The sequence below is a fragment of the Jeotgalibacillus malaysiensis genome, from assembly GCF_044789845.1.
GTDB classification, from domain to species: domain Bacteria; phylum Bacillota; class Bacilli; order Bacillales; family Jeotgalibacillaceae; genus Jeotgalibacillus; species Jeotgalibacillus malaysiensis_A.
This window is the reverse complement of the sequence record NZ_CP085252.1, coordinates 3212435-3227304: the sequence shown is the minus strand read 5'-3', so window position 1 is coordinate 3227304 and position 14870 is coordinate 3212435. Positions and strand designations below refer to the sequence as shown.

The 14870-nt window shown below is 45.4% G+C and carries 13 protein-coding genes and 2 riboswitches; of the genes, 6 read left to right on the top strand and 7 right to left on the bottom strand.

The genetic code is table 11. The annotated features are described in order from the left end of the window. Nucleotides 1-41: 41 nt before the first annotated feature. From LG330_RS16760 to LG330_RS16745, 4 genes are read right to left on the bottom strand one after another with little or no spacing between them, the layout of a single operon-like run. Nucleotides 42-584: an acireductone dioxygenase gene (locus tag LG330_RS16760; protein ID WP_404405869.1), complete on the bottom strand. Its 543-nt coding sequence runs from the start codon at nt 582-584 to the stop codon at nt 42-44. Nucleotides 585-586: 2 nt separating this feature from the next. Then, nucleotides 587-1216 (bottom strand): methylthioribulose 1-phosphate dehydratase, encoded by a 630-nt coding sequence (locus LG330_RS16755; protein ID WP_404405866.1) that lies wholly within the window; start codon nt 1214-1216, stop codon nt 587-589. Beyond that, nucleotides 1213-1878 (bottom strand): 2-hydroxy-3-keto-5-methylthiopentenyl-1-phosphate phosphatase, encoded by a 666-nt coding sequence (locus LG330_RS16750; RefSeq protein ID WP_404405864.1) that lies wholly within the window; start codon nt 1876-1878, stop codon nt 1213-1215. Before LG330_RS16750 ends, LG330_RS16755 begins: the two co-directional genes overlap by 4 nt. 4 nt (nt 1879-1882) lie before the next feature. Next, entirely contained in the window at nt 1883-3100 is a 1218-nt protein-coding gene (locus tag LG330_RS16745) for a 2,3-diketo-5-methylthiopentyl-1-phosphate enolase (RefSeq protein WP_404405862.1), read from the bottom strand. A gap of 77 nt (nt 3101-3177) precedes the next feature. Then, nucleotides 3178-3290: riboswitch (SAM riboswitch) on the bottom strand. Nucleotides 3291-3892: 602 nt separating this feature from the next. Further along, nucleotides 3893-4012: riboswitch (SAM riboswitch) on the top strand. A gap of 74 nt (nt 4013-4086) precedes the next feature. Here LG330_RS16745 and LG330_RS16740 point away from each other — a divergent pair. From LG330_RS16740 to LG330_RS16715, 6 genes are all read left to right on the top strand, one after another. Next, nucleotides 4087-4749: a sulfite oxidase-like oxidoreductase gene (locus LG330_RS16740; protein WP_404405860.1), complete on the top strand. Its 663-nt coding sequence runs from the start codon at nt 4087-4089 to the stop codon at nt 4747-4749. A 15-nt stretch (nt 4750-4764) separates the two neighbouring features. Beyond that, complete coding sequence (mtnK, locus tag LG330_RS16735; RefSeq protein WP_404405858.1) at nt 4765-5979, top strand: S-methyl-5-thioribose kinase; 1215 nt, start codon at nt 4765-4767, stop codon at nt 5977-5979. Then, nucleotides 5976-7025 carry an S-methyl-5-thioribose-1-phosphate isomerase gene (gene mtnA, locus LG330_RS16730; protein ID WP_404405856.1) on the top strand — a complete coding sequence of 350 codons (1050 nt, stop codon included), beginning with the start codon at nt 5976-5978 and terminating at the stop codon, nt 7023-7025. The genes mtnK and mtnA overlap by 4 nt, the downstream gene beginning before the upstream one ends. A gap of 234 nt (nt 7026-7259) precedes the next feature. Continuing rightward, complete coding sequence (locus tag LG330_RS16725; protein WP_404405854.1) at nt 7260-8417, top strand: sugar ABC transporter substrate-binding protein; 1158 nt, start codon at nt 7260-7262, stop codon at nt 8415-8417. Beyond that, nucleotides 8414-9952, top strand: a complete 1539-nt coding sequence (locus LG330_RS16720) for a sugar ABC transporter ATP-binding protein (protein WP_404405852.1) — start codon at nt 8414-8416, stop codon at nt 9950-9952. The genes LG330_RS16725 and LG330_RS16720 overlap by 4 nt, the downstream gene beginning before the upstream one ends. A gap of 22 nt (nt 9953-9974) precedes the next feature. Then, a complete protein-coding gene (locus LG330_RS16715) occupies nt 9975-10928 on the top strand; it encodes an ABC transporter permease (protein WP_404409650.1) in 954 nt (317 codons plus the stop codon). 320 nt (nt 10929-11248) lie between these two features. Here LG330_RS16715 and LG330_RS16710 read toward each other — a convergent pair whose 3' ends face one another. The 3 genes from LG330_RS16710 to LG330_RS16700 all read right to left on the bottom strand — a co-directional run bounded on the left by LG330_RS16710 (nt 11249) and on the right by LG330_RS16700 (nt 14686). Then, entirely contained in the window at nt 11249-13066 is a 1818-nt protein-coding gene (locus LG330_RS16710; protein ID WP_404405850.1) for a mechanosensitive ion channel, read from the bottom strand. 111 nt (nt 13067-13177) lie between these two features. After that, a complete protein-coding gene (locus LG330_RS16705) occupies nt 13178-13882 on the bottom strand; it encodes a pseudouridine synthase (RefSeq protein ID WP_404405848.1) in 705 nt (234 codons plus the stop codon). After that, the gene (locus tag LG330_RS16700) at nt 13883-14686 is read right to left on the bottom strand and encodes a Cof-type HAD-IIB family hydrolase (RefSeq protein WP_404405846.1); all 804 of its coding nucleotides are present in this window, start codon (nt 14684-14686) and stop codon (nt 13883-13885) included. Nucleotides 14687-14870 lie beyond the last annotated feature (184 nt).

Sequence of the window (14870 nt, the reverse complement as noted above, 5' to 3'; positions counted from 1 at the left end):
ATAACAAAAACCGCACCCTTTAAAGGATGCGGTTCATCATCTTATTTTGCTTCTTCAAATGCAGGGTCGTGAAAAGGGTGAGCAACCCAGCCTTCTTTTTCAATAAAGAGGCGAACGGCCACGACTTCGCGCTCATCAGTCAGTGTGAAAAAATGAGGAGTATCGACCGGTACAGAAATCACGTCACCAGGTGCAAGGTTTACATCAAAATAGCCTTTTTCTTCACTTTTAATAATGAAAATACCTGATCCGGCAGTGATTGCACGGACTTCGTCTTCTGTGTGTGTATGCACCTGCTCAAACTTTTTCAGCAGATCTTCAAGACCCGGTGTCTGTTCATTCAGTGAAATCACATCCCAATTATGATAACCGCGGCGCTCAGCCAGTGAGCGGATCTCGCCGTCAAATACTGAAAGAACAGTTTCCTTATCTTCATCAGAAAGTGCTGTCACACCCTGAAGTGCTTCCGGAAGCTTTGCAGTATCCCACTTTTCATATAATACGCCCTGGTCAGACAGGAATGCCTGAACCTGCTCTTCGCCTTTAATAACTTCCTGAGTATCTCTGATTGTAATTGTCGCCATTTTTATCTTCCTCCCTGAGTGTGTAGTCGCAGTGCTAAATGTGTCTCAAATAGAAATTCAAATGCTTCAAGGTGCTTTTTTGCTTCAAATGCATTTTGTCCCCAGACGGTGATGCCGTGATTGCGGATTAATACACCAAATATATTTTCATCAATCTTTTCTGCCAAAAGGTCTGCAAGATCCGGAATATGAGCTGGATTTTCGATAATCGGCACCCGCAGAACAGCATCTTCTTCCCACAGATTGAATGCTTTAATGAGTTCCTGATGCTGAAAAGTAATTTCTCCTTTTTCAGCGTACAGCTCGGAAATGACATTATTGCTTACTGTGTGAACGTGAAGGGAGCAGCCGGCATCTGTCAGTTCATACACCTTTTGATGTAAAAGCGTTTCAGCTGAAGGCTTCAATCCCGTTTGTTCAACGGGCTGGCTGTTCCGGTCGACTAACAGGAAGTCTTCATCAGTCCGCTGATACTTATCCTTACCGCTTGCTGTGACTAAAAATTCAAGCGGGTCATCGGATACTTTGATCGACAGATTGCCGCTTGTACCCGGAAACCAGTATCTTGCACCAAGTGCCTCTTTAACATCTGCAAGCTCCTGCCAGCGGGCTTCAAGATCAAGTGTTTTCAACGGTGTACAACCTCCTTGGACTGTTCAAGATAAGTGACTACTTCATCAAAATGAGTAAAACGCTTATAAGGAAGGTTCAGCTCCCTGCATTTTTCCTCCAGGTAATCACCACAGACAAATACAAGATCAGCAAGCTTTGCTGCCTCCAGGTCTGTGACAGAATCACCAATGACAATTTTCTGTACATGCTCATCAACAAGCTCTCTGATGATGCTCGGCTTACAACAACCACAGTCATTTGAGCAATGTTCATCGCATGGATGCGGCCAGGTGATTCGAATTGTATTTCCCGAAAAATCACTACCGTTGCAGTAAAGCTGATTTTCAAGGTCATATGGTTTTAGCATAGGCTTTACGAAAAAGTCGATGCCGCCGCTGACGATGTTCAGGGGAACATTTTCCTTTCTTGTATAGCTGACAAAATCCCTGAATCCTTCCCGAATTTTCGCTGTTTCGACAACGTATTGAATGATCTCGTCTTTTAATGAAGAAGGGAGGGTTGCGAACATTTTTCCTACACCTTCACGGATCGATATTTCCTGGGAAAGAATCTGATCTTTAATCGGCTCCCAGCCCGGTGGATCAAAGTGCTGCATGATGGAAATAATGTTGTCGGATTTTGTAATCGTGCCATCAAAGTCACAAAAAATTACGCTCGGCATGCGCTCACCCCCACAATGCAAGTGCCTTTTCAAGCTCGGCTGATTTAGCAGCAGCGTCTTCTAAAGTGCCGCCGGCCTGCACTTCAGCGATCGCATCACGGAACGCTTTAGCCCCGGCTGCCGCACCACCCGGATGACCATGGATCCCGCCGCCTGCATTAATAATGGAGTCTTTACCGAAGTCCTCAATCAACTGAGGCACTAACCCCGGGTGAATACCTGCTGATGGCACAGGGAATGCACGCTTCAGGCGGCTGTCAGAGGTAAGTGCATCTCTGATTGCAAATGTCTCAGCTTTTTCCATCGCCACACTGCCATATGGAGAAGGGAATAGCACGAAATCTGCACCCGCGAGACGAAGCAGTTTACCGAGCAGCACCTGATTAGAAATCCCGTAAAGCGGTGAAGCCGTAAAAGCGCCGGATACAGCAGGATGCGCCATAATCGGTACATCGATATACGGATCCTCAGCCAGACTCTGCAGTGTATCAAGCCCGTAAGCGAATACGTTAAACAGAAGTGCATTTGCGCCCAGCGAAACTGCTTTTCGTGCCTTTTCTTTTAAATCAAATGTTCTTCCTGAAAGATTCACTGCATATAACGTGCGGTGACCTGTGCGCTCATATTCTTCATTCAGCACCTTCACACCACGGCGGATCCGATCCTCAAAAGGTGTGAGCGGATTATCAAATAAAATCTCATCATCCTTTACAAGGTCAACGCCACCTGCAGCCTGTGCGCGCAATTGTTCTTCAAAAAGATCTGTTCCACGTCCGATCATGCCCTTAAAAATACTCATCAGCAGCGGGCGATCGTGTACGCCAAGCTTATTTCTGATTGATTCAATCCCGAACTGTGGACCGGGGAACTGCTGCTCAAGTGCTTCATCAAGTTCAATATCAACAAGCTTTACTTCACCATCAAGTGAAAGCTTTCCAAAAATTGTGGTCAGGATTGCCGGAATATCAGCACTGAAATTTGCTGCCGGATAGGCGATTTTAATCAGTCCAGCCTTACGCTCACCTAAGTGGCCGGCTGCTGCTGAAGGTGACGTTTCACTGACAGCAACAACCTCACCCTTATGCTTTTTCAATTGCTCCTGATCAACCGCCGGCAGGTCCGTCCATGAACCGACCGTCAGTCCAAGTGCGATAGACTCAGCCTTTTTATCTAAATTTCCTTTTGCATCATGTACAAGATAAGTCGCTGTAATTTTTGACATTATAGACATCCTTTCAAAAAACAGAAATGAAAAATCCGCTCCCAAAGAGGAAGCGGACATCTAAATGAACGTTCTTCCTCTTATCCTTCAGCTGTCGCTGTGAGAATTAGCACCTTGAATCAGCGGTAAATCGCTGAAACAGGTTGCCGGGTTTCATCGGGCTCGCCCCTCCACCTGCTCTTTATAAGAGTTTATACGTATTCGGTTGGTTTTAAAATCATGTACCGAATTATGTCAGAGATCTTCAAAAACGTCAAGCCGATTTTTCAGAAAATTATATTATTGTGCTTTTAGTTTATGAGTAATATTGTGTTTGTCTCATATAATTTGGCGGGTGATTTCCGCTTCAGGGGGACGCTTTCCGCGGCCGGGCGGTGAGCCCGCAGGCTTCGCCATGCTCTGTCTCACCTGTCCCTTCCTGCCACAGGAGTCGCCCCCTTACGCTCCAATCACTCGCTGTGCAGATATCAAGAATTTTTTACAAACTAAAAAGTATGAGAAATAATTGATCAACCAACTATATATACTTTTTAAAGATAACTAAGCTGTTGACCGGAGTGTAAGGCGGCGACTCCGGGACGATTAGTGGGAAGCTGAGACCCCGCAAAGCGAAGCTTGAGGAGGCTCAGCAACCACCGTCCGGAAAGCGTCCGCCTGAAACGCAGGTCAACAGCGGTTCCCAGAAGCCCTCAAAAATAATTTTTAAAAAACTCATTGACAAAACGTCACTCTATTCCGTAAACTTGCAATTATGAATTCGAAATAACCAATAACAACCAACTACATATACCACTCTTATCGAGAGTTGGCTGAGGGAATTGGCCCTATGAAGCCCGGCAACCGGCCCGCTGTATACATTCAGCAGGGACACGGTGCTACATCCAACAGACGTAATGGTCTGAGAGATAAGAGGTCGAATCAGTCTAATTCTGCCTCTTTCTATCTTAGAAAGGGGCTTTTTATTGTTTAAAAAGGAGCGTGAAACAATGGGTAAGGCAGAACGGTTGAAAAAAGCACGGCCGCCGGTACAGAAAAATACACACGAGGGCAGACTCCCGCCAGGTCAAACGCTGACAGAAAAATTTCCGATTCTGCATGAAGGCGAGGTCCCTGAATACAATCTTGCTACATGGGATTTCACGCTGTTTGGTGAAGGTGTAACTAAAAAGAAATTCACATATGACGAGCTCATGCAGCTGCCGCAGACGACGGTTGTAAAAGATATTCACTGCGTCACAAGGTGGTCGCGATTTGATAATGCTTTTACAGGCGTCACAATCAGAGATCTGCTGAAAGACTTTGAAATTCCTGAAGGCACGAAGCACGTTATGATTTATGGAGATCATGATTATGAAGCCAACTTACCACTTGAGGATCTATTAAAAGATGACATTCTGCTCGCTCACTCCTTTGAAGGAAAGCCGCTGACAGCGAAGCATGGTTATCCATTCAGACTGGTCGTACCGCATCTGTATTTCTGGAAGAGTGTGAAGTGGATCAGAGGAATCGAGTTTTTACAGGAAGACCGCCCGGGGTTCTGGGAGCGTAACGGATTCCATAATTACGGTGAAGTATTCAGAGAAGAACGTTTTTCAGGAGAGGACTTAGACATTCCTAAAGATGAGTGGCATAAAAAAGAATTCGATTAAAGGAGAGGAACGTTAATGACAAATGTACGTGAGCATGTGTATGAACCATTTACTGATCAGAGTGTCCTCGTTTATTTAAAAAATAAGGGACTCATCACTGATAAAGAGCAGGTAACGTGTAACGAAGTTGGAGACGGGAATCTGAACTACGTGTTTATTGTGAAGGATCTGAAAACTGACAAATCACTCGTTGTGAAGCAGGCGCTGCCTTATGCAAAGGTTGTCGGTGAAAGCTGGCCGCTCTCGCTAGACCGTGCACGCATTGAACGTCAGGCACTGCAGGAAGCAGCAAAATATGTACCGGCGCTTGTACCGGAAGTATTTGATTATGACGATGACTATGCAGTAACGGTGATGGAGGACCTGTCAGATCATGTGATTCTCAGAAAAGGACTGCTTGAAGGGAACTTCTACCCCCACATTTCAGCACATATTGGCTCATACCTTGCAGAAAATCTGTTCAACGCCTCTGATGAAGCACTTGGACCGGTTGAAAAGAAAAAGCTTGCACGCCAGTTTGTAAATCCTGACCTGTGTGACATTACTGAAAAGCTCGTTTTCACAGATCCTTATCAAAATGCTGAATCGAATTCCTACCCTGAAAGCCTTCAGGAAGTAGTGGAGTCACTGTGGCAGGACGATCGTCTAATCTTTGAAGTCGCAAAATTGAAAAAACAATTCCTCACTGAAGGAGAAACATTGCTTCACGGAGACCTTCATACAGGCAGTGTGTTTGTAACGGAGGAGTCTACAAAAGTGATTGACCCTGAATTTGCATTTTATGGTCCGGCAGGATTTGATATCGGTGCATTCATTGCCAACCTGACGCTCAACTATATCGCACAACAGGAAAGAGCGGATGAAAATAAGCGTACTGAAATCAGTGAGTACCTGCTTGAGGCAATTGAACAGACGTGGGCAGTATTTGAAAAGCGCTACCGCGAGCTGCTGCTTGAAAAAGGGTTTGAAGAAAGACAGCGCACTGATCAGTATGCAGATTATGTGCTTGAAAAGATCTGGCAGGATACGCTCGGATTTGCCGGCTGTAAAACGATCCGACGAATCATCGGACTGGCGCACGTTGAAGATATCGATGGAATTGAAGACGAAGCGGGCAGACTGCAGGCGCAGCAGCGTGCGATTGAAACTGGCAGATCACTGATTTTTAACCGTACAGTATGGCGTTCACCGAAAAGCCTGACTGCTTATCTGAAGGGGCTGGCAAAATGACAAACTTTATTAAACCGGTCATCTGGGAAGGCGGTGCGATCCGTCTGTTGAATCAGCAGAAGCTTCCCGGAGAAGTGGAATATATCTTTTTAAAAACGATTGAAGATGTATGGGACAGCATTACGCAATTAAAAGTAAGAGGCGCGCCTGCAATCGGTATTACTGCTGCTTATGGCCTTGCTTTATGGGCAAAAACCAGCGGGCTGACTGAGCCAGGTTTGTTAAAAGCAGAACTTGCTGTAAAAGCAGCTTATCTCAATTCATCCCGCCCGACTGCTGTCAATCTTTCCTGGGCGCTTCAAAGATTACTGAAATCAACTGAAGAAGAAAACTCTGCTGCAAAAGTGATTGAGCGTCTTGAAACAGAAGCGATCCTGATTCAGCAGCAGGATGAGGAAACGTGTAAGCGCATTGGGGAGTACGGCTTTTCGCTGCTTCCTGATCATGCAACGGTTCTCACGCACTGCAACACTGGCGCAATTGCAACGTCGAAATACGGAACAGCACTCGGCGCGTTTTATATCGCAAAAGAACGCGGGTCTGACATTCACGTGTATGCAACTGAGACAAGACCTGTTTTACAGGGAGCCAGACTGACTGCATGGGAGCTTCAGCAGGCAGACATTGACGTCACGCTCATCACAGACAATATGGCTGCACACGTGCTCCGAACAAAAAACGTCGACGCGATTTTAGTCGGGGCAGACAGAATTACAGCCAATGGAGACACAGCAAATAAAATCGGTACATACGGACTTGCCATTTTGGCAAAAGCCCACGGTATCCCATTCTACGTCGCTGCACCGCTCTCCACCATTGATCTCGAGACAGCAACAGGAGACGACATCGTCATTGAAGAAAGACACGCAGAAGAAATCACCCATATCGCCGGCAAACGAATCGCACCCGAAGACATTAACGTATTCAACCCTGCATTCGACGTCACACCACACGGTTTGATCTCGGGCATCGTAACCGAAAAAGGTATCGTCAGAGGAGATTATCAGACGAAGCTAAAAGCATTATTTGAAGGAGTAACGGTTTAATTTATTTGTTTGTTAAAATCCATTGTTATACTTCCACAGCTGAAGATTGGAGTGGAGGGCGGCGACTCCTGCGGGATGTGACGGACAGCTGAGACCCCGGAAGGCGTAGCCTGAGGAGGCTCAGCGCCGTCCCCGCGGAAAGCGTCCGCCCGAAACGGAAATCTACAGCCAGCTTATATAGATCACTTATACATTTGAGCTTTACCAAATTAACCTTTTAAAGGAGTGCAGAAAATGAAAAAAGGACTTATTTTACTCTTACTATCACTAACACTCATCCTTGCAGCATGCACAGACCAGCAGCCTGCTTCGCAACAAGAGGAAGCACCGGAAGAAGCAGTAGCAGAAGAATCGACTGAAGCTGCAGAAGAAACAGAAGAAGTATCATCTGAACAAACCACACAGGCAGGCGATGCAGACATTCCGGCAGCAGTAGACAAGCCGCTTAAAATTGCAGCCATTATGGAATTCTCAACAGGTACATTCGCTTCACAGTACGTAAGCGGACTTGAAGCACAGGTTGAAAAATTTGGCGGAGAAGTACAGATCTACAACGCAAACAACGATCTGTCACAAATGGCGAATCATCTTCAGACAGCGATCAATCAGGGCGTTGATGGAATCCTGATCGACCACGGCCGTGCAGAAGCACTGAATCAGGGTGTAGAAGAAGCGCTTGAAAAGGGCATTCCTGTTGTGACATTTGATAATGACATTACTGTAGACGGCGTAACAGCAATCAGCCAGGATGATTACAGCCTTGCCTGGGGCTCGCTGAAGCAGATGGCACAGGACATTGATGGAGAAGGCAACATTGTATACGTATGGGCAGGAGGCTTTACGCCGCTTGAAAGACGTAACGTTATTTATGAAGCTTTCCTCGAGCACTATCCGAACGTTTCAGAAGTCGCGCGTTTTGGAAGTGTGAGTAATAATACTGCACTTGATTCACAAAATCAGATGGAGGCTGTACTGAAAAAATATCCTGAAGAAGGATCAATTGATGCAGTGTTTGCACCATATGATGAGTTTGCAAAAGGTGTAACACGTGCGATTCAGCAGGCGGGACGCGATGAAATTAAAGTGTATGGAATAGACCTGAGTGATGAGGATCTTCAGATTATGCAGGAGGAAAACAGCCCTTGGGTGACAACTGCTGCAACGGATCCTGCTGAAGTAGCGGGTGTGCAGGTAAGGTTCCTGTACCAGAAGATTGCCGGTGAAGAAACGCCTTCAATTTACGCGCTTGATCCATCAGTTGTAAACGTAAGTGACCTTCCTGATGAGCCTGTCACAATGGCTGATGTTGGTCAGCACATTGAAGGATGGGGATCTCCGAATGCTGCGCGTTCACCTTGGATGGACGCACTGGAGGCGAAAAACGGACAATGAGTTATCTTCAGGTTCAACAGCTTACAAAGTCATTTGGTCCAGTCAATGTGCTAAAACAAGTGGACTTCTCAGTTGAACCTGGTGAAGTTCATGCGCTTCTCGGTGTAAACGGAGCCGGTAAAAGTACGCTCGTAAAAATTTTATCAGGCGACTATGAAAAAGATGGGGGCATCATGTTAATTGATGGGGAAGAAGTGCATTTTACTTCCCCATCTGACGCCCAGGAAAAAGGAATCGCAATTGTCGTTCAGGAAGTGGATACAGGGCTGATCCCAAACCTGTCAGTCGCTGAAAACGTCACGCTCGATCTGACTGTTGGCGGGAAAAACAGTAGGCCGATCAGCTGGAAGAAACGCAAACTGATTGCAGAGGAGCGGCTGGCAAAAGTTAAAACAAAGATTCAGCTGAACCGCCTGGTCGAAGACTGCGCGCTTTCTCAAAAACAGATGATCCTTTTGGCGCGTGCAGTGGCATCTGATGCGAAAATTATCATTTTTGATGAGCCGACTGCGCCATTAAGTGATCAGGAAACAAAGCAGCTTTTCAGCGTGATCAAAGAACTGAAAGCACAGAGGATCGGGATGATTTATATCTCTCACCGCATGCAGGAAATTAAGCAGATTGCAGAGCGTATGACGATCATGAGAGATGGAAAAGCTGTTGCAGTTTATGAGACCAACAATGTATCAACTGAAGAAGTGGTAAAAACGATGCTTGGCAAGCAGCTTCATAAAGCAGATTATCATCACCGTGACTACAGTGAAGAAACCGTTTTTGAAATTGATCAAGTAGTCGTTCCTGAGACAGGTAAACAAATCAGTCTTTCAGTTAGAGCGGGTGAAATTGTCGGAATCGCAGGACTCGTTGGTGCAGGAAAATCAGAAACAGCGAATGCGATTTTCGGTGTGACGAATGCAAAAGGCAAGTGGCTTGTAAATGGTAATGAAGTTAAGGTGAAAAGTCCGCGTCACGCTGTTCAGGCAGGACTGTCATTTATTCCTGAAGAGCGCCGTAAAAGCGGTGTACTGATCGAGTCAAATGTGCAGGAAAACCTGTCACTTCCGGCACTTCAACACTTTTCAACAGCAGGCTTTATCAACCGGAAAAAAGAACACCAGTCAGCACTTCAGCAAATACAGGAGCTTGGGATCATTACATCGTCACCAAAAGCTTTGATGAAGCACCTCTCTGGTGGTAATCAGCAAAAGGTATCGATCGGAAAATGGCTGAATCATGAAAGCAGTGTCTTTATGTTTGATGAACCGACAAAAGGGATTGATGTCGGTGCAAAAAACGATGTCTTCCGTCTGATCACACATTTAGCGGATCAGGGGAAAGGCATTTTATATTTTACGAGTGAATTTGATGAATTGCTCCAGATCGCCGACCGGATTCTGGTTATGGCGGACGGGGAAATCACCGATGAAATGCTGAATCAGGAAGCGACTGAAGAACGCCTGATGACAGCAGCGACAGGAGGAAATACAGTTGAAACAGCTGAAGATCAACGATTATCCGCAGCAGGCAGATCTTAAGGAGCGGATCGTCAATTTTTTCATGAAATTTGGCACACTCCTGGCACTTGCATTGATCATACTTATTTTCAGTGTGACAAATGAACAATTTTTAACATACGGCAATATTACAGATATTCTCCGTTCAATATCGATTGTGACGCTTGTCGCAATTGGCGTTACATTCTCAATGATTGTCGGCGGATTTGATTTATCAGTCGGATCCACTGTCAGTCTGGCAACCGTTGCAAGCGGTGCACTGTTAGTCTGGTACAGTCAGGAGCTTCTTGTAGTCATTCTCGTGCCACTTGTTCTTGGTGCTTTAATCGGATTGATCAATGCATTTATTGTGGTGAAAATCAGAATTCCGGATTTGATTGGAACGCTTGCTGTGATGTATATCATTAATGGTGTGCATCTAACTTATACAAAAGGTTATTCAATTTACAGCAATATGCCAATGCCTGACGGAAGCGGCACAGCGCCCGGTATCTTTATTCCGGCATTTCAGTTTATCGGACAGGGTAGGCTGTTCAACATTCCGTTCCCTGTTATTATAATGGTCGTCATTGTGGCGCTCGTTCATCTATTTTTAAATTACACGCGTGCAGGACGCCTGTTTTACATGACAGGTGGCAATAAAGAAGCTGCCAGATTGTCAGGTGTGCCTGTGAATCGCTACCGTACATACGCTTATGTGATCAGCGGGGTGTTTGCGGCCCTTGCCGGGATTGTGCTTGCAGCCCGGATTGGAACAGGTCAGGTATCAGCAGGGGACCCGCTCCTGATGGACGGAGTTGCAGCTGCACTGATCGGCTATTCTGTATTTGGCGCAGGGAAGCCAAATGTGATTGGGACATTTATCGGAGCGATCATCATCGGGATTTTGTTAAATGGACTAACGATGATGAATGTACCTTATTATGCACAGGATATTATTAAAGGTGGTATTTTGGTTGGAGCGCTTGCGCTGACTTACTTTAGGAAGAAGGAATAGGCTGATGCTGCATTGAGAGAAGGTTTTTGTTCTGAGTTTACGCGTTTAATTATGGTGAGCTGTGATGCAATTAATGTTGCTGCTGACTCAATTATGTACTCTGCTGAATCAAATAAAGGCTCGTAAAAGGGCGGAGATTCAATTATGAGGAGCGGTGAACCGATTATCTCAAGGGATGATTCATATATCCAGAGCGGTGAGTCAATTCATCCACATATGTAACGCCATCACCCATAAAACGCGCTCACCCATAAATCCAATCTTAATATAAACATCAAAAAGCGCCCATGCCGCAGCATGAGCGCTTTTTTCAATGGAGATTATTCTCCGCGGCGGTCATTATCAAAATCATCAGGTGCATAAGGATTATTATGTCCACGCTGATCATTTTCAGGGAAATCGTCCGCATCATTTACACTGTCCCACGCAGAAGTGTCACGTGACAGGTCGTCTCCGCTCCAGTCATTATCAACCGGGCGCTGATCAACGTCGTCATGAACTGCTTCCTGAGGCGGTGTTGAAGCTGTATGCTGAGAACCTTCATTACGATTCTCCTGCTTCATTTTTTCTCTTTCCATTCTTGCATTTTCTTTATTCATTTCAGTGTTTTCAGCTTTACGCTCAATTTTATCAAGGTAGCGCGAAGCATTATCGCGTCCGCCAAGACCGAATGCAAGGCCGAATGCAAGTGCGACAGCACCAAGGATCAGGATAAACGCTGAATTAACAATTGTATCTGCCACACCCAGCTGATCAAGTGCCATGAACAATGCAAGTGCCATGATTGCATATTTTGCAACTGAGCTCAGTACTTCAAGCTCTGAGCCTTCAAACAGGCTTGAAAGGATACGCTTCACAACATTTGCAAGGATAATACCAAGTCCGAGAATCACAATCGCTGTGATGACGCTTGGCAGGAATGCAAGGACAGCTGTACCAAGATCTACAAGGAAGCTGAGTCCTACAACCTGGAATGCTTCTACAACAAACAGGATCACAACAATAATCTGTACAAGGTAACCAACGATATCAGATGGCGTCATACCATTTCCGGATGCTTTCCATCCGCCAACACGCAGCTGACTCGTTACGTTATTAAAGCTCAGTCTTGAAAGCAGATCTGATACAAAGCGGCGAGCCCATTTACCAACAAACAGACCAACGAAGATCAGCAGAATCGCAATAATAATGTTCGGAATCATTGCCATGACGTCATTAAGCATATTGATCGCAGGATCTGTAATACCTGCAATCTGCAGACGTTCAAGCGCTGAGATCGTCACAGGAATCATAATCAGAACGAATACAACCGTTCCAATAATAGAAGAGATTGAAGTATCTTTCAGTGCTCTGTCAAATCCAAGTCTTGCGCCAAGCTTGTCAGCTCCTAATGCATGAAGGAAGTTAGACACAATGTCTCTGACAATCTTTGCAACAATCCAGCCAATAAAGAAGATCAGTGCAGCAGCTACAAGTCTAGGGATAAATGACAGGAAGCTTGCAAGCATACCGCTGAATGGTTCAGAGACTGCATCAATACCAAGTGCGCCTAGGATACCAGGCAGGAACATCAGTAATACAAGGTAGAATACAATCGTTCCGGCGCTATCTACATAGCTTCCGAGATTAGAAGAGTCTTTGACATATTTGCTGTCACGTACTTTCCGGTTCTGGACAAGTTTATGTCCAACCTTGACCACGACTGTTTTCAGTACAAGTGCAAGCACATATGCTAAAAGCAGAATCAGTGCAGCCGTCAGGATATTTGGAATAAATGCAAGAATCGTACTCATCATATCGACAAGCGGTGAAGCAATAATGTTCAGGTTAAGTATATTGAAGAATAAAATAAAAGCGAATACCATGATGATCCAGAATACAATGGTTCCGGCAATCTTTTCAGGCGTCCATTTTTTAGACTTCTCCTTGTCTCCATCTGGAGCTGCAGAGCGTCTGTTTGGTGTACCGTACTTACGGATGACACCCGTTTTCTTAAGTAATTTTTCGACACCGGCTGATATTGCTTTTGCAATAATAAAGCCGATCAGCAGTACGAGCAGTGCCAGTACTAAGTTTCCAAGTGAATTCAGAAAACCGCTTGTATTAAAGCCGTCTCCTCCAAACCAATCATTGTTCATATAAACCCTCCTCTGTATTTGATGTTCAAATAGTTCATTCCCTTGTTATGACAAGAAAAAACAAATTTTGAATAAAAAAATTTGGAAAATTAAAAAGCCAGTGCCTTTGCACTATCTTTTGTCATTTATTCCCTCTTTCAGGAGCTGAACTTCTTCTGTTGTCAGGGCACGCCATTTACCAGGTGCGAGCGATCCAAGGTGAATATGAGAGATCCGGATTCTTTTAAGGCTGATAACTTGGTTGCCAAAAGCACTGCACATGCGCCTGATCTGGCGGTTTAATCCCTGCCTTAAAATAATCCGGAATGTGTATTCCCCCGTTTTTTCAGCAAAAGCAGGGGAGGCTGATTTCCCTTTAATCAGCAAACCGCCTGCACACATTTTTTCGATCATTTCATCCGACAACGGCCGCTTTGTTTCCACGAGATATTCCTTTTCCTTTGCAGACTCTTCTTTCATTAAAGGGTTCACAATCGATCCGTCATTTGTCAGAAGCAGCAACCCGGTTGATGCTTTATCAAGTCTGCCGACAGCAAAAATCCTTGTGTCAAAGTTAAGGTAGTCGACGAGGTTGCCCTCTACTTTCTGCTGCGCTGTACAGGTGATGCCTGCCGGTTTATGAAAAGCAAGATAGATGCGCTCAGCAGGCTCCGGTAAAGGCTTTCCATCAATTAGAATCACATCTTCAGGCAGCACCTCAGTGGAATGGGTACATGTCACACCATTTACCGTGACGCGCTTCTGCTCAATCATTCTGCCTGTTTCGCGTCTGGAATATGCACCGCTTTTCGCTAAAACAGTTTGAATATGCTGCATTTAGAGTAAATATTTCTCCACAACGTGCGCCACGCCGTGATCCATATTTGTTTTTGTCACAAAGTCAGCTGCCTCCTGAATATCCTCAGGTGCATTACCCATTGCAACGCCAAGCCCTGCATACTGAATCATTTCGAGATCGTTATAGCTGTCGCCGACTGCGATAATCTCAGAACGGTCAATCTCAAGCTTCTTCGCCAGCTGCTCAAGGCTTGTCCCTTTAGTCACACCAGCCTCAGTGAATTCAAGGAAGTAAGGCTTGGAGCGGTAAACGCTCAGCGTACCTGCAAGCTCCTGCTTCAGCTTTTCCTCAACCTTTTTAAGCACGCTGCCTTCCTCAAGCATCAGTACTTTCACGACAGGTGCTTTCACGGCCTGCTTAAAATCATCAGTCAGCGCAACAGGCAGACCTGTCAGAGTTGATTCGATCTGGGTGTATTCATTATCCTCAGGTGTCAGGATCGCTTCGTTTACATACGTCTGGATTCCCACGTTTTCACGACGGCTCAGATCATACAGGTGATGAACGGTCTCAGGTGATAACGTACTTTCAAACAGCAGTTCCTTTGTTTTGGCGTTGAAAATATTTGCGCCATTATATGAAAGAATGTAGCTTCCGTAATCTGCGAGGCGCAGCTCGTTCGCTGTATCCCACATACCAAACGTCGGGCGTCCGGAAGCAAGCACCACTTTCACGCCTTTTTCCTGTGCCTTCATAAGTGCAGCAGCCGTCTCTTTTGAAATCGTATGGTCATCCTGAAGTAGCGTATCATCCATATCTAACACAATCATTTTATAAGTCATTGTAAGTCTCCTTCTTGTACATACATATCTTTATTTTACTTGAGGATAGAGGGAGAGGCAAGGCGGGTGGGGGTGTTGTGGGTCTGGGGGAATTGTCATCTGCACGATAAAAAATGCCCTTTGGAAACTTCGGAGGTTTCCTTAGGGCATGTCGATTTTGCAGATATGACGTTTAACTGAGACG